We start from the raw sequence: 23,163 nt of genomic DNA on the forward strand, positions 1-23,163 counted from the left end.
CGATCCCGCCTCGCGGATCGCCTGAAGGGTTATATGGCGCCCGGGCCTCTCCCCGGCAAGCCGCCGTGCCGCCCGCTCCAAAGCGGAATTATGGCCTATTCCGCCGCCTGCTGTGCGCCCTTGACGCCCTGGGCCAGGGCCGCCGTCAATTCGGCGACGGCATTAACGGTTTTGGCGGTCGCCCGCCCCTCGGCATCGAGGCTGTTCTTGAGCGCATCGACCAGCGCCGTGCCGACCACCGAGCCATCGGCCTTCTCGGCAATGGCGCGCGCGGCCTCCGGGGTGCGGATGCCGAAACCGACGCAGATCGGCAAGCCGGTATGCCGCTTGATGCGCGCGACAGCTTCGCCGACGACATTGGCGTCCGCCGCCGCCGCACCGGTGATGCCAGCGATCGAGACGTAATAGACAAAGCCTGACGTGTTCGCGAGCACCGCGGGCAGGCGCTTATCGTCGGTGGTCGGGGTCGCCAGGCGAATGAAGTTCAGCCCCGCCTTCAGCGCGGGAATGCAGAGCTCGTCATCTTCCTCCGGCGGCAGATCCACGATGATCAAGCCATCGACGCCTGACGTCTTGGCATCAGCCAGAAACTTGTCGACGCCGTAGATGTAGATGGGATTGTAGTAGCCCATCAGCACCAGCGGCGTGACATTGTCGCCCTTGCGGAAGTCGCGCACCAGCTCCAGCGTCTTCTTCAGGGTCATGCCGACCTTGAGCGCGCGCAGGCCTGCAGCCTGGATCGAGGGACCATCCGCCATCGGATCGGTGAAGGGAATGCCGAGCTCGATGACATCGGCGCCGGACTTCGGCAGCGCCTTGACGATCTCGAGCGAGGTCGCAGGATCGGGATCGCCTGCCATCACATAGGTGACGAAGGCCGCGCGGCCTTGGCGTTTCAGCTCGGCAAAACGGGTGTCGATACGCGTGGTCACTTCTTGCCCCTCAGGATGTCGCCGACCTGCGGAACGTCCTTGTCGCCGCGACCGGAGAGATTGACGACCATCAGGTGATCTCTAGGCCGCTTCGGCGCGAGCTCCATCACCTTGGCGATGGCATGCGCCGGCTCGAGCGCGGGGATGATGCCTTCGAGCTTTGACAGCAGCTGGAATGCGGCGAGTGCCTCATCATCGGTCGCGGAGAGATAGTTCACGCGGCCGACCTCGTGCAGCCAGGAATGCTCGGGGCCGATGCCGGGATAGTCGAGGCCGGCCGAGATCGAGTGCGCGTCCTGGATCTGGCCGTCGGCATCCATCAAGAGATAAGTGCGGTTGCCGTGGAGCACGCCGGGACGGCCACCCGCGATCGAGGCCGCGTGCAGCTGCGTCAATCCGTGGCCAGCGGCTTCGACGCCGAAGATCTCGACGCTGGGATCATCGAGGAACGGATGAAACAGGCCCATCGCGTTGGAGCCGCCGCCGATGCAGGCGACCAGCGAATCCGGCAGGCGGCCTTCGATCTCCTGCATCTGCGCCTTGGTCTCGTTGCCGATGACCGACTGGAAGTCGCGCACCAGGGTCGGATAGGGATGCGGACCCGCCACCGTGCCGATGCAGTAGAACGTGTTGTGCACGTTGGTGACCCAGTCGCGCAGCGCCTCGTTCATGGCGTCCTTCAGCGTGCGCGTACCCGACTGCACCGGAAACACCTTTGCGCCCAGCATTTCCATCCGGATGACATTGGGCTGCTGCCGCTCGACGTCGACGGCGCCCATATAGACCACGCATTCCAGGCCAAAGCGCGCGCACAGCGTTGCGGTGGCGACGCCGTGCTGGCCCGCACCGGTCTCGGCGATGATGCGCTTCTTGCCCATGCGCCGTGCCAGCATGATCTGGCCGAGCACGTTGTTCACCTTGTGCGAGCCGGTGTGGTTGAGCTCCTCGCGCTTGAGGTAGATTTTTGCGCCGCCGAGATGCTCGGTGAGGCGCTCGGCGAAATAGAGTGGTGAGGGCCGGCCGACATAGTTCTTGAGGTAGCCGTTCATCTCGGCCTGGAAGGCCGGGTCGGCCTTGGCGGCGGTGTAGGCCTTCTCCAGATCGAGGATCAGCGGCATCAGCGTTTCGGCGACGAAGCGGCCACCGAAAATGCCGAAATGGCCGCGCTCGTCGGGGCCGCTGCGATAGGAATTCGGTTTGGCGATGTTCATCGGACGCTCAACTCTTGACTTGCATCTTGGGTGGCGCGCGCGGCGCGGATGAAGGCCTGGATCATCTCGGGATCCTTGATGCCGGGGGCGCTCTCGACGCCCGAGGACACATCGACGCCGCCGGCGCCGGTGACACGGAGGGCTTCGGCCAGGTTATCGGCGTGCAGCCCGCCCGAGACCATGTAGGGCAGCTTCAGATCGAGATTTTCGAGCAGGTGCCAGTCGAACGGCTCTCCTAAGCCGCCGGGCCGCGTCGCGTCCTTCGGCGCACGCGCATCGAACAGGATGCGGTCGGCGACCGCGGCGTAGCCGGGCAGCACGGCGAGATCGGCTGCTGTTGCGACCGGCACCGCCTTCATCACGGGGCGGCCAAAGCGTTGCTTGATATCGCGCAGCCGAGCGACGCTTTCCTGGCCGTGGAGCTGGAAAATGTCCGGCGACAGCGCGTCCATGATGTTGTCGAGCGTGGCGTCGTCGGCATCGACCGTGAGTGCCACTTTGAGCGCGCGCTGCTTCACCAGGCGACCGAGGTCACGGCCAAGTTCCAGCGAGAGGTGCCGCGGCGACGGCGGAAAGAACACGAACCCCACCATGTCGGCGCCGGCATCGAGCGCTGTTTGAAGCGTCTCGCGCGTGGACAGGCCGCAGATCTTGACGAGCAGGGACATGATCTCAAAGCAAATGGAGGCCGCAAGGCGGCCGGAACGCAGGGTTTTTCGGTCGGGCCGCTTCTACAACGTCGCGCGCTGCTTGTCTCGCCCGATGGGCCCGTAAAGGCCTGTCCCGGAGGGAACGGGGAGGCGCTGCGCCTCGGGCCGTGCCGCCGCCGCATGGGCCCGCAGATCGGCGAGTTCGCCCCGCGCAGCCCGGGCATCGGCCTCATGCCGGCGCGCGGCGCGCCGCCAGTGTCGCTGGCCGAACCAGACCGCACAGCCGCCCGCCACGACGCCCAGCCCCGCAGCCAGGATCAGGAGCAGGAACAGCGGCATCGTAGCCGAGAACGAGGGGTCGTCGGAGACGAAGGGATCGAAGGAGACCGTGACGAATTGCCGGTTGGCCACCGCAAAGGTCACCATGATGAGGCCCAGCGGAATCACGATCAGCGCGGTCAGGAACTTTCGCATCTCGCTTCGCTCGCCTTGAATCCAGCTTCCGGCCGCATGCCGAGCGACCGCGGAAAACCCTGGCGCCGGCCTCAGTCCGCCGCGCCGGGATCCGGATGGTCGCGGTTCAGCCGCTCGCGCATTTCCTTGCCGGTCTTGAAGAACGGAACGCTCTTCTGATCGACGGGTACATGGGCGCCGGTGCGTGGATTGCGCCCTGCGCGCGCAGGGCGATGCTTGACCGAGAATGCACCGAAGCCGCGCAGCTCGACGCGATCGCCGCGTGCAAGCGCCGCTACGATCTCCTCGAGAATCGCATTCACAATGTTCTCGACATCCCGCTGGTACAGATGCGGGTTGTGCTCGGCGATACGCTGAACAAGTTCGGATTTGATCATCGAGAGATAGGACCCGGAAGCGTGCGGATGACCATTTCCGTGAAAATACCGTGATCTGTCAAGACGCTAAATCAAGGTTGAGCGTCGTGAAAATGCGTGACAAATGCCGAAAAAGCGGGCTGCGCCGGCACGCGTCAAACGGGAAAAACTTACGGAACTCGCCTGTCTCCGCTCAGTTTGACGCCGCCGGCTGCCACAACGCCAGCATTCCATCCATTCCGAGCCGATCGACCGCCTGCGCGACGCCGGTTTGCCCGATCTGATGCGCAATCGAGCCCAAACCCAGCGCTTCCAGCGTCACGGCGGCCGCGGTCTTGAGGAACGACAGATCGCCAAAGCGCGGCTCGAGCTTGTAGTCGCGCACGGGAAGCCCCTTCTTGACGCTCTTGTGCTCGACCAGCCAGGTCACGGCCGTCTTCTCGTCGCCGATCTGGTCGATCAGCTTGAGATCGATCGCCTGGCGGCCGGTGAAGACGCGGCCATCGGCGACTTTTTCGAGCTGCGTGTCATCCATGCCACGCCTCTCCTTCACGAGGCCCTTGAACCAGGCATAGGAGTCCTTCACCAGCGCATCGAGCGCCGCGCGCGCTTCGGGACTTGTCGGCTCGAATCCGTTGGGTGCCGCCTTCAGCGGCGAGGACTTCACCTCCTCGACCTTGACGCCGATCGTCTTCAAGAGCTCGGAGACGTTGGGGTACTGGAACAGCACGCCGATCGAGCCCACCAGCGAGCTCTGCTGGGCGACGATGTGATCGCTCGCGATCGCCGTGATGTAGCCCCCGGAGGCGGCGAGGCCCTCGACCACGACGACGAGCGGCTTCTTCGCCTTCAGCCGCACGAGCGAGTCATAGAGCTGCTCGGAGCCGGCGGTGGTTCCGCCCGGTGAGTTGATATGAACGATCACGGCAGCGGCCTGCGAATCCTCCAGCCGCTCCAGCGCCTGCGTGCGATCGGAATCGCTGCGGATCAATCCCTCGATATGAACGCGCGCGATCGAGCCGGCGGATGCAAAGGTGCCGCGTGCTCCGGGTGTCGCAATCAGCGCGAAGCTCGCAATCGCCGCGATCGCGATCAGCGCGGCCATCACGCGCCAGAACGTCAGCTTACGGCGGATCCTGCGGCGATCGACGATGATGTCCGAATCAAGCGACATCGGAATGTCTCCAAATGAAAGGCTGGGCGCGTTGTGCCGTCACAGCGTGACCAACGGCTTATCTGGATACATCAATTGGGGCGCAATTTGAAGAAATGAAGGCTTGGGAGCCCTGGTAGATGGGGTAACGGACAATACGGCCGCCAAGCCAAACAAAAAAGCCCCGGCTCGCGCCGGGGCTTCGATGCAGCGAAACGAACGTTTCGCTTACTTGTTCTCGCGGTTCTTGAGCGCGGTGCCCAGGATGTCGCCGAGCGTCGCACCCGAATCGGAAGAGCCGTACTGCGCGATGGCTTCCTTCTCTTCGGCGACTTCGAGCGCCTTGATCGACACCTGGACCTTGCGGGCCTTCTTGTCGAACTGGATCACGCGGGCATCGACCTTTTCGCCGACAGCGAAGCGTTCGGCGCGCTGGTCGTTGCGGTCACGCGCGAGCTCGGAGCGCTTGATGAAGGTGGTGAAGTCGGTACCGGCGATCTTCACCTCGATGCCGCTCTCCTTCACTTCGAGCACTTCGCAGGTCACGACCGCGCCCTTCTTGACATCGCCCGGCTCGGCAAAGGGGTCGCCTTCGAGCTGCTTGATGCCGAGCGAGATGCGCTCCTTCTCGACGTCCACATCGAGCACCACGGCCTTCACCATGTCGCCCTTCTTGTAGTTGTCGATCACCTGCTCGCCCGGAAGCTTCCAGTCGAGGTCGGAGAGGTGGACCATGCCATCGACGTCGCCCTCGAGGCCCAGGAACAGACCGAACTCGGTCTTGTTCTTGACCTCGCCCTCGACCACCGAACCGGTCGGGTGCTTCTCGACGAAGACCTCCCAGGGGTTGCGCATGGTCTGCTTGAGGCCGAGCGAGATGCGGCGCTTGACGGAATCGACTTCCAGCACCTGCACGTCGACTTCCTGCGAGGTCGAGACGATCTTGCCGGGATGCATGTTCTTCTTGGTCCACGACATCTCGGAGACGTGGATCAGGCCTTCGATGCCCGGCTCGAGCTCGACGAACGCACCGTAGTCGGTAATGTTGGTGACGCGGCCGGTGAAGCGGGCACCCAGCGGGTACTTGGCTTCGATGCCCTGCCACGGGTCGTCCAGCAGCTGCTTCATGCCCAGCGAGATGCGGTGCGTCTCGTGGTTGATCTTGATGATCTTGACCTTCACGGTCTGGCCGATCGAGAGCACCTCGGTCGGATGGTTGACGCGGCGCCATGCGATGTCGGTGACGTGCAGCAGGCCGTCGATGCCGCCGAGGTCAACGAACGCACCGTAATCGGTGATGTTCTTGACCACGCCGTCGATGACCTGACCCTCTTCGAGGTTCTGCACCAGCTCCTGGCGCTGCTCGGCGCGGGTCTCTTCCAGCACCGTGCGGCGGGACACGACGATGTTGCCGCGGCGGCGGTCCATCTTGAGGATCTGGAACGGCTGCGAGTTGTTCATCAGCGGCGCAACGTCGCGGATCGGACGGATGTCGACCTGCGAGCGCGGCAGGAACGCCACGGCACCGTCGAGGTCGACGGTGAAGCCGCCCTTGACCTGGTTGAAGATGACGCCGTTGACCTTCTCGTTGTTCTGGAACGCCTTCTCGAGCTTGCCCCAGCTCTCTTCGCGGCGCGCCTTGTCGCGCGACAGCACGGCTTCGCCGAGGGCGTTTTCGATGCGATCGAGGAACACTTCCACCTCGTCGCCGACCTTGAGGTCGCTCTCACGGCCGGGGCCGGAAAATTCGCGCAAGGCAACGCGGCCCTCGGTCTTCAGGCCGACGTCGATGACGGCCATGTCCTTTTCAATTGCAACCACCTTGCCCTTGACGACGGAGCTTTCCTGCAGGTTGCCGCCTGCGAAGGACTCGTCGAGCATCGCGGCGAAATCGTCGCGCGAGGGGCTATAGGTATCAGCAGAAGTCGAAGCCATTTGTTCTCCAGTTGCGGATGTCTTGCCGGCCGTTGGGTTCATGGGCGCATCGCACACGCAGTGTCGGAAGGTCCGCAAAACCTTCGAGCGACCGCTCGCTGCTCCGGCTTTGCAGCGGAACAGCGGAGGCGGGCCGGCTGAGGCCCGCGCGTTCGATACGTGGAAATCTTTGTCCGGAGCCTGGATCGCGCCGGCCCCGAAACGAGGGGACCGAAGGTATCGACATCAAAGAGACGGGAGCGGGCGCTTCCTCCAATGACGGCTGCGGCTTAACCCCGCGACCGGCCCGCTCGGACGGCCTCGATAATGTCGATGGCGGCCCGGACGCCGCCTTCTATATCCAGTTGGGAGTTATCTAGCAAGTAAGCATCCGGGGCCGGTTTTAAAGGCGCAACCGGCCGGTTCTTGTCGCGCTCGTCGCGCTGGATGATGTCCGCGAGCACGGCCGCCTCATCGGCCTCTTCCCCCCTCGCCCTGGCCTCCATGGTCCGGCGATGGGCGCGGACCTTGGGATCGGCGACGACGAATATCTTCACGTCGGCATGGGGGCAGATCACGGTTCCAATGTCCCGGCCATCGAGCACGGCGCCGGGCGGATCGGCAGCGAATTGCCGCTGGAAATTGACCAGGACCTCGCGGACCCGCGAGATCGCCGAGACGATCGAGGCGCCCTCGCCGACCTTCTGGGTCTTGAGGACCGGATTGCCGAACTTTTCGGGATCGAGCTCCAGCGCTGCCGCCACCGCCGCCGCTTCATCGCGGAGATCGTGACCGGACTGCATCAGCTCGTAAGCCACGGCGCGATAGATGACCCCGGTATCGAGATGACGATAGCCGTAATGGTGGGCGAGGCGCTTGCCGAGCGTCCCCTTGCCCGAGGCTGCGGGCCCGTCGATGGCGATGATCATGAAAACTCGGCCCCTAGCGAACGCATCATCGGAATGAAGTCCGGGAAACTGGTGGCGATGAAGGCGGTGTCGTCGACGGTCACCGGCTGATCGGAGGCACAGCCCATCACCAGCGCGGACATCGCGATGCGATGGTCCATGTGGGTGGCGACAGTGCCGCCGCCGGGGACATGGCCGCGGCCCTCGACGATAAGATCGTCGCCGGAGACCCCGACCTTGACGCCGTTGACGCGGAGCATGGCTGCGGTGGCCTCCAGGCGGTCGGATTCCTTGACGCGCAGCTCCTGCAGGCCGCGCATGATCGTCGTGCCTTCGGCGAAGGATGCCGCCACTGCCAGCACCAGATATTCGTCGATCATCGACGGCGCGCGCTCCGGCGGCACCTCGACGCCGCGCAGCTTTGACGCGCGCACGCGCAGGCGCGCCATCGGCTCGCCGGCATCACCGCGCACTTCACTCTCCTCGATGAAGGCGCCCATTTCGCGTAGCGTCGTGAACAGGCCTGTGCGCAGCGGATTGGTCATGACGTCGGACAGCACGATGTCGGAGCCCTCGACGATCAGCGCTGCAACGATTGGGAAGGCGGCCGATGAGGGGTCGGCGGGCACGACGACATTGGCGCCATGCAGCTCGGGCTGACCCACCAGCGTGATGCGGCGGCCGTGCTGACCTTCCTGCACCGAGGTGATGTCCGCGCCAAAATGCTTCAGCATCAGCTCGGTGTGGTCGCGGCTGGCCTCGGTCTCGATCACGGTCGTGGTGCCCGGCGCAGCCAGGCCCGCCAGCAGCACGGCCGACTTGATCTGGGCGGAGGCGACCGGGGTCTTGTAGGTGATCGGAAGCGGATCGCGCGCGCCCTGGAGGGTCAGCGGCAGACGCCCGCCCTCGCCGCCGGAGACAACCTTCGCACCCATCTTTTCGAGCGGATCGAGGATCCGGCGCATGGGGCGGCTGCGCAGCGAGGCGTCGCCGTCGAACACCGCCGAGATCGGGCAGCCGGCAACGGCGCCCATGACGAGGCGGCAGCCGGTGCCGGAGTTGCCGAAATCCAGCGGCGCCTTGGGCTGGGCAAATCCCCCGGCTCCGACCCCGTTTACCTTCCAGGCGAAATCCCCGGTCCGCTCGACGCTGGCACCGAGTGCCTGCATGGATTTGGCGGTGTTGAGGACGTCCTCGCCCTCCAAGAGGCCCGAAATCCTGGTCTCGCCGACCGCGAGCGCACCCAGGATGAGGGCACGATGGGAGATCGACTTGTCGCCGGGCACCCGTACTTTCCCGGTCAGGGCACCGCTGGCACGAGACTGGAGCGGCCTCGGTTGGTCGGAATGGGTCAAGATTGTGTCCTTGAATAGGCCCTATGGGGCTGGGCGCACCTACCACATGGTCCGAGCCCCGTCACGAGCATGTCTTTCTCTCGTAATGCGCTATTGACAGCCGGCCGCCAACTAGCCAAGTGAAGCACCGCTTTTCAGACATTCCCAGGATTCCTGCCGTGGCCAAGTCCGAACTCGGAACCAAACGTATTTGCCCGACCACGGGCAAGAAGTTCTATGACCTCAACAAGAATCCGGTGATCTCGCCCTATACCGGCGAGGTGGTGCCGATTGCGCCGATTGCGCCCGCGCGCGCACGGGGCGGCGATACCCGCAACATGGCCCAGGACACCGCGCCGGAGCCGGCCGAGGCCGAGGAGTTGGTCTCGCTCGAGGAGGCCGATGCCGAGGAGAGCACCGGCAAGGTCAAGGCTGTCGTGCCCGAATCCGAGGACGATATCGAGGTCGATGAGACCCTCGACGACGACGATGACGATGATTCGACCTTCATTGCCGACGAGGAAGAGGGCGATGAGGACGTGACAGACATCATTGGTGATGTCGGAGGTGATGAAGAGACTTGAGATCAGCCCTGATCTGTGAAAAAGGGTGCACCGCGCGAGTCGCCAAGGGCTCGCCGGTCCGGGGGATCAACCAGGTTCACCCCGGTTAAGGACTAAGGGGCCATAGCTCAGCTGGGAGAGCGCTTGCATGGCATGCAAGAGGTCGGCGGTTCGATCCCGCCTGGCTCCACCAGCCTTCGCTGGCTTCGCCAGCTTCGGCTCGGCAAGCCCTATGTAGCGAGGGCTGCCGCGGCGTAGCCCGAAGGGCGAAGCCGGGCTTTATTCGCAAGCCTTCAGTTCGCGAACTTCGGCTCCGCAAGCGCTTCACGGCGAAGCCAGGCTTTTGCAGGACAAAAGCGGGTGTAAGCTCTCCTCGACAACCGAGGAGTGTGCCCTGAAGTACGTCTACATCCTTGAGAGCCTTAATTCCCTTCATTTCCACGTCGGGATCACCGATGATCTGCGCGCCCGACTGACAAAGCACAATGCTGGCGAGGTGCCTCACACCTCGAAGTATGGGCCTTGGCGTCTCAAGACTTACATCGCGTTTAGCAACGAGAAGCAGGCCATCGCATTCGAGAAGCACCTGAAGTCGGCACCCGGCCGCGCCTTCGCCAAGAAGCGCCTCTAACCCCTAATCCCCGATCACCGCATTCAGCCGATCGCGCAGCGCGACGATCTCGTCTTTCATGGCGACCAGCTCCGGCACCGAGCAGTCCGTCGCCGCCAGAATCGACTGCGGCACGCTGCGCGCCTTCTCCCTCAGCGCATGGCCCTGCGGCGTCAGCGCGATCAGCACCTGACGCTCGTCCTCGCTCGAGCGGGTGCGCTTGACGAGATGGGCGGCCTCGAGCCGCTTGAGCAGCGGCGTCAGCGTGCCCGAATCCAGGAACAGCTTCTCGCCGATCTCCTTGACCGGCACGTCGTCGCGCTCCCACAGCACCAGCATCACCAGATATTGCGGGTAGGTCAGGCCGAGCCGGTCGAGCAGCGGCTTGTAGACGCGGTTGAAGGCGTGCGCGGCGGAATAGACCGCGAAGCAGATCTGGTTGTCGAGCCGCAGCGGCGCGTCCGCTGCCGATGGTTTCCGGGCCATGGGGGAATCTCACGAGGATTGCCCCATTGTGGGACCGCGCGGCACGACATTCAATTGCGAACAATTAAATGTGAGGCCTGGCAATTTCAATTGCACACAATCTAATTGCCTGCAATAAAAGATCGCACCCCAACCCGGAAAGACCCGAGGAGACGAAAATGTCCGTGAACGTCCTCTACAAGACCAGCGCCAAGGCGACCGGCGGTCGCGACGGCCATGCCGCCACCCTCGACGGCGCGCTCGACGTCAAGCTCACCACGCCGAAGGAGCTCGGCGGCGGGGGCGGCGCCGGCAACAATCCCGAGCAGCTGTTCGCTGCCGGCTATGCCGCTTGTTTCATCGGTGCGATGAAATTCGTGGCCTCGCAGGGCGGCCCCAAGGTTCCCGCCGACGCCTCCGTCACCTCGACCGTCGGCATCGGCCCGCGCTCCGAAGGCGGCTTCGGCCTCGACATCGATCTCGCCGTCTCGCTGCCGGGCCTTGCCCGCGCGGAGGCTGAGGCGCTGGTCGCGAAAGCGCACCAGGTGTGCCCGTACTCCAATGCCACGCGCGGCAATGTCGACGTTCGCCTGACGGTCGTCTGATCGAAAGGGCGGATGGGCTGGCCCGGGATTCCCTCGGGCCGGCCGCTTCCGTTGATTTCCCACATCGCGGGATTGCGCGGCGGCGGTGCATGCGGCCCTACGTGCGGCGCCATTGCGGGCGCAAAAAAACCTCGCTAGGCCTGTGATCAAACGTCGATACAGGAGAAGCGAAGGCATGACTGAAGCGGCAACGGGTGCCATGAGCGGACTGCGCGTCATCGATCTCACGCGCGTGCTCGGAGGTCCCTACTGCACCCAGATCCTCGCCGACCACGGCGCCGACGTCATCAAGGTCGAGCCGCCCGCGGGCGACGAGGTGCGCGAATGGGGCCCTCCCTTCCATGAGGAAGACGCGGCCTATTTCGTCGGCATCAACCGCAACAAGCGCTCGATCGGCCTCGACCTCGCCTCCGAGGGCGGCCGCGTCGTGCTGCTGAAGATGCTGGAGACGGCCGACGTCCTGATCGAGAATTTCAAGCCGGGCACACTGGAGAAATGGGGCATCGGCAACGAGGTGTTGCGCGAAAGATTTCCGCGACTCGTGCATTGCCGGATCTGCGGCTTCGGTGCCGACGGCCCGCGTGGCGGCAATCCGGGCTATGACGCCATCATCCAGGCCATGACCGGCATGATCGCGGCGACCGGATCGCCCGAGAGCGGGCCGATGCGGATCGGCGTGCCCTTGGTCGACATCACCACGGGACTTTATGCGGCGATCGGCATCCTGATGGCGCTGTCGGAACGTCAGCGTTCGGGCAAGGGCCAGTTCCTCGAGACGACGCTGTATGAGACCGGGCTTGCCATCATGCATCCGCACACCGCGAATTATTTCATGCATGGCAAGCCGCCTGGTCTCACCGGCAACGAGCATCCCAACCTCGTGCCTTACGCGATTTTCCCGACCAAGACCGACGACATCTTCATCGGCGTCGGCAATGACGGCACCTTCCGCAAGCTGGCGAAAGAGATCGGCAAACCCGAGCTCGGCACCGACCCGCGCTTTGCCCGCAACAAGGACCGCATCGCCAATCGCGAGGCGCTGCGCGCCGAGCTTGCCGCAGTGTTCAGTCAGCACGAGGCCGAGCCGCTGTGCAATCGCCTGCTCGCGGCCGGCCTGCCCGCAGGTCCGGTGCAGAAGATCGATCAGGCGTTGACGAATCCGCACACGATCTACCGCGGCGATATCATCGAGAAGGACTGGTACAAGGGCGTGGCCTCGCCGATCCGGCTCGACCGCAGCAAGCCGAGCCTGCGGCGCGTGCCGCCGAAATTCAGCCAGCACGCCGCGGAGGTGCTGGGTGAGTTCGGCTACTCCAAGGCCGAGATCGACGCGATGGTCGAGAAGGGCACCGTTTGCGGTCCCGAGCGCAAGCGCTAGCGGCCACCTCCTCCGTCAACGAATGATGCCGCAGTGCGGCGCGGGCACGATAGTGCACCGCGAACGGACGAGGCTGCCCGATCCGTCTTCGCCTATTTGACGACTTCCCATTTGGCAGCGCTTGCTGCTTTCGTTTCTCCCGCTTACACAGTCATGTGAACGTCATATGGCGCTGCTAGCGCAAGCGCTTCTTTAGTGACGGGCAAGGGAGGTTTTCTTGATGGCTCTTCGACATATTGGCGCGGCTGCTGCTGTTGCACTCACGGTTGGTCTCGGCTCCTCGCCGGCACTCGCCGTGACCGAAATCCAGTGGTGGCACGCGATGACCGGCGCCAACAACGACGTCATCGTCAAGCTCGCCAACGATTTCAACGCCGCGCAGAGCGACTACAAGGTGATCCCGACCTACAAGGGCAACTACGCCGACACGATGAACGCCGGCATCGCCGCGTTCCGCGCCGGCAACGCGCCGCACATCATGCAGGTGTTCGAGGTCGGCACCGCCACCATGATGGCCGCGACCGGCGCCGTGAAGCCGGTGTACAAGCTGATGGCCGAGACCGGCGAGAAGTTCGATCCGAAGGCCTATCTGCCCGCGATCACCGGCTATTACTCGACCTCGAAGGGCGAGATGCTGTCCTTCCCCTTCAACTCGTCGTCGACGGTGATGTGGGTCAACCTCGATGAGCTGAAGAAGGCCAATGTCGCGATTCCGAAGACCTGGCCCGAAGTGTTCGACGCCGCCAAGAAGCTGAAGGCGGCCGGCCACGCCACCTGCGGCTTTTCCAACTCCTGGGTCACCTGGGTCAATCTCGAGCAGCTCTCCGCCTGGCACAACGTGCCGTTGTCGACGAAGGCCAACGGGCTCGACGGCTTCGACACCGTGCTGGAGTTCAACGGACCTCTCCAGGTCAAGCATCTCGAAAACCTGGTCGAGCTCCAGAAGGACAAGACCTACGACTATGCCGGCCGCACCAACACCGGCGAGGGCCGCTTCACGTCGGGCGAATGCCCGCTCTACCTGACCTCGTCGGCGTTCTTCGGCAACGTCAAGGCGCAGGCCAAGTTCGCCTTCACCGCGGTGCCGATGCCCTATTATCCCGACGTCAAGGGCGCGCCGCAGAACTCGATCATCGGCGGTGCCTCGCTCTGGGTGATGGGCGGCAAGTCGGCTGACGAATACAAGGGCGTCGCAAAATTCCTCACCTTCCTCTCGGATACCGATCGCCAGGTCTACATCCACAAGGCTTCGGGCTATCTGCCGATCACCAAGGCGGCGTATGAGAAGGCGAAGGCGGAAGGCTTCTACAAGGACCAGCCGTATCTGGAGACGCCGCTGCTCGAGCTGACCAACAAGGAGCCGACCGAGAATTCGCGCGGCCTGCGCCTCGGCAACATGGTGCAGCTCCGTGACGTCTGGGCGGAAGAGATCGAGCAGGCGCTGGCGGGCAAGAAGACCGCCAAGCAGGCGCTGGACGCGGCCGTCGAGCGCGGCAACACCATGCTGCGCCAGTTCGAAAAGACCGCCGTGAAGTAAGGCGACGAGCGGCAGGCCGGTCAACCCGGCCTGCCGCCCCCCGCGGGCATCATGCAAAAGCAAGCCATTTTCCAATCCAAGCTATTGCCCTATGCGCTGGTTGCGCCGCAGCTCGCGATCGTCCTGATTTTCTTCTACTGGCCGGCCTTGCAGGCGCTGATCCAGTCCTTCCTGCTCCAGGACGCCTTCGGCCTGTCGAGCAGCTTCGTCTGGTTCGACAACTATCTCGAGCTGTTCAGGGAGCGCGCCTATTTCGAGGCGATCGTCCGCACCTTCTTCTTCTCGTTCGCGATCGCGGTGTCGTCGCTGTCGTTTGCGCTGCTGCTCGCCGTGATGGCGGACAAGCCGCTGCGCGGCTCGCTGCTCTACCGGACGCTGCTGATCTGGCCCTATGCGGTGGCGCCGCCGGTCGTCGGCGTGCTCTGGATCTTCATGCTGCATCCCTCGCTCGGCGTGCTCTCGCGGTATTTGCGCGCCCTCGGCATCGACTGGAATCCGCTGCTCGACGGCGACCAGGCCGCAGCGCTGATCATCCTCGCCGCCGCCTGGAAGCAGATCTCCTACAACTTCCTGTTCTTCCTCGCCGGCCTGCAGAGCATCCCGAGAAGCGTGCTCGAGGCTGCCGCGATCGACGGCGCGCGCCCGATGCGCAGGTTCTGGACCGTGACCTTCCCGCTGCTGTCGCCGACCATCTTCTTCCTCCTGGTCGTCAACATCGTCTACGCCTTCTTCGACACGTTCGGCATCATCGACACCATGACCCGCGGCGGTCCCGGCAAGTCGACGGAAACGCTGGTCTACAAGGTCTATTCCGACGGCCTGCTCGGCGGCAATCTCGGCAGCTCGGCGGCGCAGTCGGTGATCCTGATGATCATGGTGATCGTGCTGACGGGCATCCAGTTCCGCTTCGTCGAACGCAAGGTAACCTACTGATGGTCGAGGAAGAAGGCTTTCGGCGCTACGTCGCGCATGTCATCCTCTGGATCGGGATCGCGATCGTCGCCTTCCCCGTCTACATCGCGATCGTCGCCTCGACCCAGGACAACGCGCTGATCGCGAACGGGCAGATGTCGCTGCTGCCCGGCGGCCACTTCTTCGAGACTTACTATCAGACCATCTTCGTCGGCACGAGCGGCTCGACCCGCGAGCCCGTCGGCAACATGATGCTGAACTCGCTGATAACGGCGCTGCTGATCGCGGTCGGCAAGATCGCGATCTCGATCATCTCGGCCTATGCGATCGTGTATTTCCGCTTCCCGTTCCGGATGCCGATCTTCTGGCTCATCTTCATCACGTTGATGCTGCCGGTCGAGGTGCGCATCTATCCGACCTACAAGATCGTCGCCGATCTGCATATGCTCGACAGCTATGCCGGCCTGTCGCTGCCGCTGATCGCATCGGCCACCGCGACGCTGCTGTTCCGCCAGTTCTTCATGACGGTGCCGGACGAATTGCTGGAGGCCTCGCGCATCGACGGCGCAGGTCCCTTGCGCTTCTTCTGGGATACGCTGCTGCCGCTGTCGCGCACCAACATGGCCGCGCTGTTCGTGATCCTGTTCATCCTCGGCTGGAATCAATATCTCTGGCCGCTCTTGATCACCACGCGCGACGACATGCAGACGATCCAGATCGGCATCCGCAAGATGATCACCACCACCGACGCGCTGACCGAATGGCCGATCGTGATGGCAACCGCCGTGCTCGCCATGCTGCCGCCGGTGTTCGTCGTCGTCGTGATGCAGAAGCTATTCGTGCGCGGCCTCGTCGAGACGGAGAAGTAGAGATTTATGGCTAACGTCACCCTGCGCAACGTCCGCAAGACCTACACCGGCGGCTTCGAGGCCATCAAAGGCGTCAACGTCGATGTCGGCGACGGACAGTTCTGCGTGCTGGTCGGACCAAGCGGCTGCGGCAAGTCCACGCTGCTGCGCATGGTCGCAGGGCTCGAGACCGTCACCGGCGGCGAGATCGACATCGGCGGGCGCGTCGTCAACCAGATCGAGCCCGCCGACCGCGACATCGCGATGGTGTTCCAGAACTACGCGCTCTATCCGCATATGAGCGTGTACAACAACATGGCCTATGGCTTGCGCAACCGCGGCATGGCGGAAGCCGAGATCAAGACGCGCGTCGAGGAAGCCGCGCGCGTGCTCGAATTGTCCGCCATGCTGGAGCGCAAGCCGCGCCAGCTCTCCGGCGGCCAGCGCCAGCGCGTCGCCATGGGCCGCGCCATCGTGCGCCAGCCGAAAGTGTTTCTGTTCGACGAGCCGCTCTCCAATCTCGATGCCAAGCTGCGCATCGCGATGCGGGTCGAGATCCGCAAATTGCAGCGCCGGCTCAACACGACGTCGATCTACGTCACCCACGACCAGCTCGAGGCGATGACGCTCGCCGACATTCTCGTCGTGATGAACGGCGGCCAGGTCGAGCAGGTCGGCAACCCGCTGGCGATCTACGAGAAGCCGGCGACCACCTTCGTCGCCTCCTTCATCGGCGCGCCGCCGATGAATCTGATGTCGACGCGGCCCGAGGAGATCCGGTCGCAGCTCGCCGGCAGCGCTGCGGCCGACGCCGGCATCCTCGGCATCCGCCCGGAGGATTTCGTCATCACCGACGAGACGCCCGCCGGCGGCGTCGCCCTGCCGCTCACCGTGGAAGCGATCGAGCGCGTCGGCGCCGAAACCTTCGTCTACGGCTCGCGCCAGCAGGAAGACCAGCGCGTCGCCGCCACGCCCGGCGAGCTGCCGCCCGGCGAAGTCATCGTCCGCATTCCCGGAACCGAAGCCCCCGCCATCGGCGCGAAAATCCGCGTCGCGGCGGTGCAGAGCAAGCTGCATTTGTTCAGCGGCGACGGGCGGAAGCGGATCGAGGCCTGACGGGTTCCGAAAGGAGTCAGATCAAAACCGTGAAAACAACCCCATGCACAGTAGAAGGGGCTTTGTTTTCGTTGGGGAAATTCGGCGGCAGATTCGTCATGCCCGGGCTTGTCCCGGGCATCCACATTCTTGGTGCCGCGAGGAAGGTCGTGGATGGCCGCGACGAGCCCGGCCATGACGCCTAATGCGATGCTCTGGGCCTGACGATGGTGGCGTCGGCCCATCCACAGGCCCCGGCTACGTCCTTGAACCCACACATGGATATGCCCATATTGCTGACCAAGGGGTGCCTTGACGGGCCCTGAAACACCAAAGTCGCTTCTGCGAGGACTTTGTAAACTATGTCTCGTGTTCCAACGCTCTCCAGTCCCTTCCTGCTGGGCTTCGACGAGATCGAGCGCGTGCTCGACCGCGTCGTCAAAGGCGCCGACGGCTACCCTCCCTACAATATCGAGAGGTGTGACCGCACGGACGGCCAGCCCGAGCGTTTGCGCATCACGCTGGCGGTTGCCGGATTCACGCGCGACCAACTCGATGTAACCATTGAGGAAAACCAGCTCGTGATCCGCGGGCGGCAGCAGGACGAAAAGACCCGGCAATACATCCATCGCGGCATCGCCGCGCGCCACTTCCAGCGCACCTTCGTGCTGGCTGAGGGGATGCTGGTGCTGGGGGCGGATCTGAAGAACGGGCTGTTGTCGATCGATCTGGCCCGGCCTGAACCGGAGCGGATCGTTAAGACAATCGCTATCAATGAGCACGAATAATGGAACGAGTAGCGGACTCGACCGCTTAGTGTTCCAGAGGAGTCGAGACCATGAGTGAAGGTCACGTTGCGTTCGAATACGAAGCCAAGAACGTCTCTCCGGAGACGCTGGCGACCCTGGGCGAAGGCCATATCGCCTATGTGAAGCAGATCCGCTCCGAGGACGTGCCGGACCTGTTCCCCGAGGCGCCCAAGATTGCGCCGGGTCTCAAGCTGTTCGCGCTCCACGCCGCCGACGGCACGCCGATCATGTTGACCGACAGCCGCGAAGCCGCAATCGCCAACGCCTGGAGCAACGAGCTGCAAGCGGTGAGCGTGCACTGAGCACGCGCGTCGCAGAATAGAGTTTTGACGGGCATGCCTTCGCACGAAGGCGTGCCCGTTTCACTTTGACGACGAATTCGGATATTCTAAAATCTGGTTGATCCGACCAGAAAGCGCAACATGGCGGCAAAGCCCCCCTCTTCAAAGCCCCCCTCTTCGAAGAAGGGTCTTCAATCGAGACGATGGAGCCTTCAGGATGCGAAAACGCATCTGAGCCACATCGTCAGAGAGGCCCAACGCTCTGGACCACAGCGCGTGACGCTGCACGGGAAGGACGCCGCGGTGATTGTCGCGGCAGAGGAATTTGACCGCCTTCAGCGGCCCGTAAGCGGCCGCGATATCGCTGTCGCCCTTGCCAAGTCTCCATTGGGCGACCTGGAGTTCGAACGCCTGACGATCAAGTCCAAGGTTCGGGACGTCGAGCTTTGAGGGGATGGCTGCTCGATACCAAACGTGGTTTCGGAACTACGCAGGCCGAAACCCAATCCTGATGTAGCGAATTTTGTCGCCGGCCAAACCGGCGACGACCTCTATGTCACGGAGGTCACATTTGCCGAAATCGTCTATGGCATCGAGCAACTCTCCGACCCGCCAGGCGAGCGGATCTTCGATCGTGGCTGGATAACACGCTTCGGCCGCTGTTCGCGGGGCGGGTTCTCGGCATCACGGAGGACGTGATCGTGCGATGGAGAACGATGGTCGCCGAAGGGCGCAAGCGCCGCCACACGTTCGGACAACCGGATTTGTTCATCGCGGCCATCGCGGCTTCACAGGACCTGATCGTGGTTACACGCGATGTCGACGAATTCGTCGAGGCGCGCGTCCGGCTCAGGTCGCGAAAGTTTCAAACTTCAACGCCCCGCCGGGATCAGCGCCCGCATGATCTCCGGCTTCCAGCTTTGACGCGCGCTGTCGAACGCAGCGAAATCATGGTCGAACTGCCAGTAGGCCCATGCCCAGCCAAGCCGCTCCGCAGTTCGCGCCACGAACGACAGGTATCTCGTCCGAGCTTCGGCTGGAGCGGCCTCGTACACGCCGAACTCGCCGAGATAGATCGGGCGCTTTTCCCGCTCGGACCAGATACGCACCTTCTCGAAATTGGCGAGAGCCTTCCGTTCGTCCTCCAGAGTGCCCCAATCAAGTGGCCCTACTCGCGAAAACGTTTCGGACCACGGTGCGCCCTGATGAGTGAAACGGATCGGCGCGTAATAGTGAAACGTGACGATGAGGTTTCGGTCATCTGACGGCAGGACCAGGTCCTCGACAGGGATGTCATCGATGTTGAGAACCGCAGCGATCACTGCCCGCCGGGGATTGGTGGCGCGGATGACGCCGAGACACTCATTCAGAAGGGCGCTCCAGGCGGCAGACGTCATCTGCCCGCCCGGCTCGTTGAGAACCTCGAAGACAAGCCTCGGATATTTTCCGGCATAGCGCGCGGCGATTTGCATCCAGAACGCTTTCAGCTTCTCGGCGCATCCGGACACGTCGCGCTGGCAAACATCGGTATCGTGTTCGTCGAGGACGGGGATGAGATTCCGGGCGAGCACTTCCTCGATAACGGCATCGAGCCGGCGCAAGACGATGTCATCCAGCAAATTCCCGGGGCCCATGAACTTGAAGGCAAAGAAATTGATCCGAACGTGCGAGAACCCGGCGTTTCTGATCGCAGTGAGGTTGTCCAGGCGGAATGGCGCGTTCCGGCCGCCCTCCCAGATACCGTCGTACCCGAGGATGTTGATGCCGCGCCCCAATCTCGGGAGAGCAGGCGCGGTGCCCTGCCCGGCTGCCTCGGCGTGACGGCAGATCGCAAGCACGGATATCGCCAAGGCGAGACCTAAAGTGACCGGCCAGCGGGCGCAGATGGCCTTCATCCTGCTTGCCCCCATCATTGCTGCAGGGGTTGCTGCGGCACCGGCCTGCACACTGCGAAGAAGAATGCGACGAGAAGCACCGACGTGAACATCGTCGAGCGAAGCAACATCGTCTCGGTGAAATTCGATTGAAAGCTCAGGACGACGAATCCGATGATGAGCGCGCAGTGGCAACGATCGATCGAGCGAGTGGCGATCAAATACAGGACCTTTTCCGAGAACAGATAGACGCTCGCAACGAACAGAACGTATCCCAGAAATCCGGTTTCAATCGCCACCGCGACGTAACCGCTGTGATAATTGTCGAGCACCCAGCCATGGTTCTGATTGAAATAGTCGTAAATCGAAGGCCGCGTCCAGAATCCGTTGATGCCGAAGCCCAGCAGCGGCGCGTCGTTGAAATGGCTGATGGCGTACTGCCAAATGAAGGTCCGCTCGGTGAAATCGATGGTCGATTCGCCGATACGGATGGAATCGTACCCCGTCACATAGAAATACAGCATCAGCAGGGCGGCCAGGATGCACATGATGAACGGCAGCACCGCGTAGACTCTCATGCAGCGGATCGACCACATCGAAGTCACGAGCAGTCCGCCCGCGGCAAGCGCAACGGCACCGGCACCACGAGATCCCGAGGCGATGACGCAGGTCGATGCCAGGAGAAAGGTCGAGAGGAAAGCGATCCACCCCTGGCCCGTCATCTTCTGATAACAGGCGAAAAACATCAGATAGGCGCTGATGAAGCCGAGCGTCTGCTTCGATTCATATATTCCCTGCCACTGGCCATTGTGCATCCAGCTCTGGTCAACGCCGATCTCGGGCACGAAGACCGCACACAGGGCCGAGGCGGCGACCAGGATGAAGAGCCCCAGCGCCGTCGATCCGACGATCTCGTCGATGTCGATACGCGTGATGAGGCAGTAAGCACCGAAGGTCGTCACCACAAGTGCCGCGCTCTTCATGATCGCTGCGGTGGCGAGGCTGGTCCAGAGAACGGAAACGGCAGCGAGAGTATAGAATGCGACCAGCGTGATGAGATCGGGATTGGGCTGCACGCGCACGCGTGGACGTACGAAGACGCTGGCGTAGATCAGGATGACCCACATCAAGAGCGCGACGGCCTGTTGCACATAGCTCCACTCTGCGGGGAGCAATGCGGGGTGGAAAACGCCCATCGACGCGATCACGTTGACGGTGATCGAGATGCGGATCACGTTTCTGGCAAGCGTTTCCACGCCGGCGCCGGGCGCTTTCCAGATCGCGCTGTCGTATGCCTCGGAATCCGCTACGGTGTGCAGGCTGGCCATGAGCCGACCTTCCGAAAGCACGGTTAATATTTCCCTTAAGGTTGCATCGCGACCCCTTCGCGCGGTCGGCGGCCCCAGGGCAAACCTTCGGCGAAGGTCATATCGCCGATGTGAAGCAGATCCCAGCCACGATGGATTCGAGACCGACAGGAGGCTTGCAGCTTTGTGAACGCCGCCGAAGGCGATGCGGCGATCCAGACATAGCCCTCGCCATATTGTGTGGCGATGTACTTTGGCGATTTGGCGCTGTCGCCAGGCTTGGTCCGCAGCCTGTTCACCAGAAAGTCGATGCTGCGCCGGATATGTCGGATTCCGAAGCAACCTCATCGAGCAGACGGCCGCGGCGCATGAGGCGATGCGGATTCCGGGTGAGGGCGAGCAACAGCGCGCGCTCGTTTCTGGCGAACTTGATCGTCTGCCCATTGCGGCGCGCGAACAGGCACGTCTCGTCAAGGATCAGATCTCCGAAGCGGAGATCTGGCACTTTGTTCACTCCTGCCCCCTTAAGGCCAATCAAGCGCCGATCAGAGACAGGTATCCTCTTGAACGGCCCTGCCGCAAGCCTTGCATGGAGTCGCCGAAAATGCCGCGGCAGTTGGACGCGATAACGACGGCTTGGCGCGAGCTTTACGCCGCAGTCGCGGGCGGCAGAGCGAGCACCGAATAGATCGCCTGGGCGTCGCGCGAGGCGCGGAGCTTCTTGGCGATGTCCTGATCGCGCAGGAGACGGGCGATGCGAGCGAGCGCCTTGAGGTGATCGGCGCCGGCGCCTTCGGGGGCGAGCAGCAGGAAGACCAGGTCGACCGGCTGGCCGTCCATCGCCTCGAAATCGATCGGGCGATCGAGCCGCGCGAACAGGCCAAAGATCTTTTCCAGCTTGGGCAGCTTGCCGTGGGGAATGGCGACGCCATACCCGACCGCGGTGGTGCCGAGCTTCTCCCGCTGCAGCAGCACCTCGAATACCGAGCGCTCGTTCTGCCCGGTCAGCTCGGCGGCCTTGGCTGCGAGCTCCTGCAGGGCCTGCTTCTTGCTGTTGACCTTCAATGCCGGGAGAATCGCCTCGGGTGCGACCAGATCGGTAATCGGCATGGAGGGTTTCCGAGGTGAATTAAACCGTCAGGTTCCGAATTGGCCAGCTTGATAGACCAAACTGAGCCGGCGTCAATAACATGAAGCAGGAGGCGGACTTAGCCCCGGTTCAGATGTGGGGGGCTTCTACTCCAACGCAATCCCGGTGCCAACTCCCGCATGCGGCTTTGCCCCCGTCATTGTTAAGGGGCCGGAATGCTACGGGCCCCGTCCCAGGCCTAACCATCCGACCGGCCGTCGACCTTCGCACCCGGCGGGTCAATCCAGCCCACATTGCCGTCCGCCCGGCGGTAAATGATGTTCACCCGGCCGGACGAACCATGCTGGAACACCAGGCAGGGTGCCCCGCTGAGGTCGAGTTCCATGACAGCTTCGCTGACCGAGAGCCGCTTCAGCGCCGTGGTTTGCTCCGCAATGATGACGGGGCTGTAGCCGGTGACTTCCTCTTCACCCTCCCCAGGCGCTTCCAGCACATAGCTGGTGGCATCGAGCGCAGCCATCGCCTCGGAGGCGGCATGGGCCTTGCGGGCGGAGCGGTCCTTGAGCCGGTTCTTGTAGCGACGCAGCCGCTTCTCGATCATCAGCAGCGCCTGGTCAGCGCTGGCATAAGCATCCGGCGCGTTCGAATCGGCCTCCAGCGTAATTCCCGAATCGAGATGCAGGGCGCAATCGGTGCGGAAGCCGAAGCCGTCCTTGCTCAGCGTGATGTGGCCGGAATAGTTGCCGTCGAAATATTTGCGCAGCACCTCGTCGGTTCGGTCGGCGACGCGACCGCGCAGGGCCTCGCCGACGCTGATGCTCTTTCCCGAGATTCTGAGAGTCATGTGATGCCTCGCT

General features: G+C 63.4%; 26 protein-coding genes and 1 tRNA gene. 12 read left to right on the top strand and 15 right to left on the bottom strand.

What is annotated here, in order from left to right; translation table 11 throughout:
- Window positions 1-95: 95 nt before the first annotated feature.
- The 9 genes from trpA to aroA form a co-directional block, all read right to left on the bottom strand.
- On the bottom strand, window positions 96-932 hold the full coding sequence (gene trpA, locus BRAD3257_RS00385; RefSeq protein ID WP_122400165.1) for a tryptophan synthase subunit alpha: 837 nt from the start codon (window positions 930-932) through the stop codon (window positions 96-98).
- Window positions 929-2,143, bottom strand: coding sequence for a tryptophan synthase subunit beta (gene trpB, locus BRAD3257_RS00390; protein WP_122400166.1), 1,215 nt, complete (start codon window positions 2,141-2,143; stop codon window positions 929-931). Before trpB ends, trpA begins: the two co-directional genes overlap by 4 nt.
- Window positions 2,140-2,811 (bottom strand): phosphoribosylanthranilate isomerase, encoded by a 672-nt coding sequence (locus BRAD3257_RS00395; RefSeq protein ID WP_122400167.1) that lies wholly within the window; start codon window positions 2,809-2,811, stop codon window positions 2,140-2,142. The genes trpB and BRAD3257_RS00395 overlap by 4 nt, the downstream gene beginning before the upstream one ends.
- Window positions 2,812-2,874: 63 nt before the next feature.
- Window positions 2,875-3,267 (bottom strand): lipopolysaccharide assembly protein LapA domain-containing protein, encoded by a 393-nt coding sequence (locus BRAD3257_RS00400; protein ID WP_122400168.1) that lies wholly within the window; start codon window positions 3,265-3,267, stop codon window positions 2,875-2,877.
- 71 nt (window positions 3,268-3,338) lie between these two features.
- A complete protein-coding gene (locus BRAD3257_RS00405) occupies window positions 3,339-3,644 on the bottom strand; it encodes an integration host factor subunit beta (protein WP_008539997.1) in 306 nt (101 codons plus the stop codon).
- A gap of 172 nt (window positions 3,645-3,816) precedes the next feature.
- A complete protein-coding gene (sppA, locus tag BRAD3257_RS00410) occupies window positions 3,817-4,797 on the bottom strand; it encodes a signal peptide peptidase SppA (protein ID WP_122400169.1) in 981 nt (326 codons plus the stop codon).
- A 207-nt stretch (window positions 4,798-5,004) separates the two neighbouring features.
- Window positions 5,005-6,711 carry a 30S ribosomal protein S1 gene (gene rpsA / locus BRAD3257_RS00415; RefSeq protein ID WP_162500044.1) on the bottom strand — a complete coding sequence of 569 codons (1,707 nt, stop codon included), beginning with the start codon at window positions 6,709-6,711 and terminating at the stop codon, window positions 5,005-5,007.
- A gap of 269 nt (window positions 6,712-6,980) precedes the next feature.
- Entirely contained in the window at window positions 6,981-7,619 is a 639-nt protein-coding gene (gene cmk, locus BRAD3257_RS00420) for a (d)CMP kinase (protein ID WP_122400171.1), read from the bottom strand.
- A complete protein-coding gene (gene aroA / locus BRAD3257_RS00425; RefSeq protein WP_122400172.1) occupies window positions 7,616-8,953 on the bottom strand; it encodes a 3-phosphoshikimate 1-carboxyvinyltransferase in 1,338 nt (445 codons plus the stop codon). The genes cmk and aroA overlap by 4 nt, the downstream gene beginning before the upstream one ends.
- A 158-nt stretch (window positions 8,954-9,111) precedes the next feature.
- Here aroA and BRAD3257_RS00430 point away from each other — a divergent pair, with 158 nt between their 5' ends.
- The 3 genes from BRAD3257_RS00430 to BRAD3257_RS00440 all read left to right on the top strand — a co-directional run bounded on the left by BRAD3257_RS00430 (window position 9,112) and on the right by BRAD3257_RS00440 (window position 10,126).
- Window positions 9,112-9,516, top strand: coding sequence for a TIGR02300 family protein (locus BRAD3257_RS00430; protein WP_122400173.1), 405 nt, complete (start codon window positions 9,112-9,114; stop codon window positions 9,514-9,516).
- Window positions 9,517-9,612: 96 nt separating this feature from the next.
- Window positions 9,613-9,688, top strand: a tRNA-Ala gene (locus BRAD3257_RS00435).
- Window positions 9,689-9,889: 201 nt separating this feature from the next.
- Window positions 9,890-10,126, top strand: coding sequence for a GIY-YIG nuclease family protein (locus tag BRAD3257_RS00440; protein WP_122406301.1), 237 nt, complete (start codon window positions 9,890-9,892; stop codon window positions 10,124-10,126).
- Window positions 10,127-10,129: 3 nt separating this feature from the next.
- Here the strand turns inward: BRAD3257_RS00440 and BRAD3257_RS00445 are convergent, their stop codons facing one another.
- The gene (locus BRAD3257_RS00445; protein ID WP_122400174.1) at window positions 10,130-10,591 is read right to left on the bottom strand and encodes a MarR family winged helix-turn-helix transcriptional regulator; all 462 of its coding nucleotides are present in this window, start codon (window positions 10,589-10,591) and stop codon (window positions 10,130-10,132) included.
- Window positions 10,592-10,749: 158 nt separating this feature from the next.
- Here BRAD3257_RS00445 and BRAD3257_RS00450 point away from each other — a divergent pair, with 158 nt between their 5' ends.
- The 9 genes from BRAD3257_RS00450 to BRAD3257_RS00490 all read left to right on the top strand — a co-directional run bounded on the left by BRAD3257_RS00450 (window position 10,750) and on the right by BRAD3257_RS00490 (window position 18,485).
- On the top strand, window positions 10,750-11,175 hold the full coding sequence (locus BRAD3257_RS00450) for an organic hydroperoxide resistance protein (protein ID WP_018645071.1): 426 nt from the start codon (window positions 10,750-10,752) through the stop codon (window positions 11,173-11,175).
- A gap of 175 nt (window positions 11,176-11,350) precedes the next feature.
- Window positions 11,351-12,553 carry a CaiB/BaiF CoA transferase family protein gene (locus tag BRAD3257_RS00455; RefSeq protein ID WP_122400175.1) on the top strand — a complete coding sequence of 401 codons (1,203 nt, stop codon included), beginning with the start codon at window positions 11,351-11,353 and terminating at the stop codon, window positions 12,551-12,553.
- Between the two features lie 220 nt (window positions 12,554-12,773).
- Window positions 12,774-14,090, top strand: a complete 1,317-nt coding sequence (gene ugpB / locus BRAD3257_RS00460) for a sn-glycerol-3-phosphate ABC transporter substrate-binding protein UgpB (RefSeq protein ID WP_122400176.1) — start codon at window positions 12,774-12,776, stop codon at window positions 14,088-14,090.
- Window positions 14,091-14,141: 51 nt separating this feature from the next.
- Window positions 14,142-15,023 (top strand): sn-glycerol-3-phosphate ABC transporter permease UgpA, encoded by an 882-nt coding sequence (gene ugpA, locus BRAD3257_RS00465; protein ID WP_122400177.1) that lies wholly within the window; start codon window positions 14,142-14,144, stop codon window positions 15,021-15,023.
- Entirely contained in the window at window positions 15,023-15,871 is an 849-nt protein-coding gene (gene ugpE, locus BRAD3257_RS00470) for a sn-glycerol-3-phosphate ABC transporter permease UgpE (RefSeq protein WP_122400178.1), read from the top strand. Before ugpA ends, ugpE begins: the two co-directional genes overlap by 1 nt.
- 6 nt (window positions 15,872-15,877) lie before the next feature.
- Complete coding sequence (locus tag BRAD3257_RS00475; RefSeq protein WP_122400179.1) at window positions 15,878-16,966, top strand: sn-glycerol-3-phosphate import ATP-binding protein UgpC; 1,089 nt, start codon at window positions 15,878-15,880, stop codon at window positions 16,964-16,966.
- Between the two features lie 341 nt (window positions 16,967-17,307).
- Entirely contained in the window at window positions 17,308-17,733 is a 426-nt protein-coding gene (locus BRAD3257_RS00480) for an Hsp20 family protein (RefSeq protein ID WP_122400180.1), read from the top strand.
- A 50-nt stretch (window positions 17,734-17,783) separates the two neighbouring features.
- The gene (locus BRAD3257_RS00485) at window positions 17,784-18,056 is read left to right on the top strand and encodes a BQ00720 family protein (RefSeq protein WP_035704148.1); all 273 of its coding nucleotides are present in this window, start codon (window positions 17,784-17,786) and stop codon (window positions 18,054-18,056) included.
- Between the two features lie 120 nt (window positions 18,057-18,176).
- Window positions 18,177-18,485: a type II toxin-antitoxin system Phd/YefM family antitoxin gene (locus BRAD3257_RS00490; protein ID WP_122400181.1), complete on the top strand. Its 309-nt coding sequence runs from the start codon at window positions 18,177-18,179 to the stop codon at window positions 18,483-18,485.
- 422 nt (window positions 18,486-18,907) lie between these two features.
- On the opposite strand, the gene BRAD3257_RS00500 is transcribed toward BRAD3257_RS00490, so the two are convergent.
- The 5 genes from BRAD3257_RS00500 to hpf form a co-directional block, all read right to left on the bottom strand.
- Window positions 18,908-19,930, bottom strand: coding sequence for a glycoside hydrolase family 5 protein (locus tag BRAD3257_RS00500; protein WP_122400182.1), 1,023 nt, complete (start codon window positions 19,928-19,930; stop codon window positions 18,908-18,910).
- Window positions 19,931-19,944: 14 nt separating this feature from the next.
- The gene (locus BRAD3257_RS00505) at window positions 19,945-21,237 is read right to left on the bottom strand and encodes an O-antigen ligase family protein (RefSeq protein WP_122400183.1); all 1,293 of its coding nucleotides are present in this window, start codon (window positions 21,235-21,237) and stop codon (window positions 19,945-19,947) included.
- Window positions 21,238-21,511: 274 nt separating this feature from the next.
- Complete coding sequence (locus BRAD3257_RS39560) at window positions 21,512-21,730, bottom strand: response regulator transcription factor (RefSeq protein WP_122400185.1); 219 nt, start codon at window positions 21,728-21,730, stop codon at window positions 21,512-21,514.
- Between the two features lie 134 nt (window positions 21,731-21,864).
- A complete protein-coding gene (gene ptsN, locus BRAD3257_RS00520; RefSeq protein WP_008141251.1) occupies window positions 21,865-22,326 on the bottom strand; it encodes a PTS IIA-like nitrogen regulatory protein PtsN in 462 nt (153 codons plus the stop codon).
- Window positions 22,327-22,544: 218 nt separating this feature from the next.
- Entirely contained in the window at window positions 22,545-23,150 is a 606-nt protein-coding gene (gene hpf / locus BRAD3257_RS00525; protein WP_122400186.1) for a ribosome hibernation-promoting factor, HPF/YfiA family, read from the bottom strand.
- Window positions 23,151-23,163 lie beyond the last annotated feature (13 nt).

Source organism: Bradyrhizobium vignae (genome assembly GCF_900324035.1).
Classification (GTDB): Bacteria; Pseudomonadota; Alphaproteobacteria; order Rhizobiales; family Xanthobacteraceae; genus Bradyrhizobium; species Bradyrhizobium vignae.

What these genes read in the sequence shown, in the direction of transcription:
- sppA (WP_122400169.1), bottom strand. Translation starts at nt 4,797, where the DNA reads ATGTCGCTTGATTCGGACATCATCGTCGATCGCCGCAGGATCCGCCGT.
- cmk (WP_122400171.1), bottom strand. Translation starts at nt 7,619, where the DNA reads ATGATCATCGCCATCGACGGGCCCGCAGCCTCGGGCAAGGGGACGCTC.
- BRAD3257_RS00400 (WP_122400168.1), bottom strand. Translation starts at nt 3,267, where the DNA reads ATGCGAAAGTTCCTGACCGCGCTGATCGTGATTCCGCTGGGCCTCATC.
- rpsA (WP_162500044.1), bottom strand. Translation starts at nt 6,711, where the DNA reads ATGGCTTCGACTTCTGCTGATACCTATAGCCCCTCGCGCGACGATTTC.
- BRAD3257_RS00450 (WP_018645071.1), top strand. Translation starts at nt 10,750, where the DNA reads ATGTCCGTGAACGTCCTCTACAAGACCAGCGCCAAGGCGACCGGCGGT.
- hpf (WP_122400186.1), bottom strand. Translation starts at nt 23,150, where the DNA reads ATGACTCTCAGAATCTCGGGAAAGAGCATCAGCGTCGGCGAGGCCCTG.
- BRAD3257_RS00485 (WP_035704148.1), top strand. Translation starts at nt 17,784, where the DNA reads ATGAGTGAAGGTCACGTTGCGTTCGAATACGAAGCCAAGAACGTCTCT.
- BRAD3257_RS00490 (WP_122400181.1), top strand. Translation starts at nt 18,177, where the DNA reads ATGGCGGCAAAGCCCCCCTCTTCAAAGCCCCCCTCTTCGAAGAAGGGT.
- BRAD3257_RS00445 (WP_122400174.1), bottom strand. Translation starts at nt 10,591, where the DNA reads ATGGCCCGGAAACCATCGGCAGCGGACGCGCCGCTGCGGCTCGACAAC.
- ptsN (WP_008141251.1), bottom strand. Translation starts at nt 22,326, where the DNA reads ATGCCGATTACCGATCTGGTCGCACCCGAGGCGATTCTCCCGGCATTG.
- BRAD3257_RS00455 (WP_122400175.1), top strand. Translation starts at nt 11,351, where the DNA reads ATGACTGAAGCGGCAACGGGTGCCATGAGCGGACTGCGCGTCATCGAT.
- BRAD3257_RS00505 (WP_122400183.1), bottom strand. Translation starts at nt 21,237, where the DNA reads ATGGCCAGCCTGCACACCGTAGCGGATTCCGAGGCATACGACAGCGCG.
- BRAD3257_RS00405 (WP_008539997.1), bottom strand. Translation starts at nt 3,644, where the DNA reads ATGATCAAATCCGAACTTGTTCAGCGTATCGCCGAGCACAACCCGCAT.
- BRAD3257_RS00395 (WP_122400167.1), bottom strand. Translation starts at nt 2,811, where the DNA reads ATGTCCCTGCTCGTCAAGATCTGCGGCCTGTCCACGCGCGAGACGCTT.
- BRAD3257_RS00500 (WP_122400182.1), bottom strand. Translation starts at nt 19,930, where the DNA reads ATGAAGGCCATCTGCGCCCGCTGGCCGGTCACTTTAGGTCTCGCCTTG.
- BRAD3257_RS00480 (WP_122400180.1), top strand. Translation starts at nt 17,308, where the DNA reads ATGTCTCGTGTTCCAACGCTCTCCAGTCCCTTCCTGCTGGGCTTCGAC.
- trpB (WP_122400166.1), bottom strand. Translation starts at nt 2,143, where the DNA reads ATGAACATCGCCAAACCGAATTCCTATCGCAGCGGCCCCGACGAGCGC.
- ugpE (WP_122400178.1), top strand. Translation starts at nt 15,023, where the DNA reads ATGGTCGAGGAAGAAGGCTTTCGGCGCTACGTCGCGCATGTCATCCTC.
- BRAD3257_RS00475 (WP_122400179.1), top strand. Translation starts at nt 15,878, where the DNA reads ATGGCTAACGTCACCCTGCGCAACGTCCGCAAGACCTACACCGGCGGC.
- ugpB (WP_122400176.1), top strand. Translation starts at nt 12,774, where the DNA reads ATGGCTCTTCGACATATTGGCGCGGCTGCTGCTGTTGCACTCACGGTT.
- ugpA (WP_122400177.1), top strand. Translation starts at nt 14,142, where the DNA reads ATGCAAAAGCAAGCCATTTTCCAATCCAAGCTATTGCCCTATGCGCTG.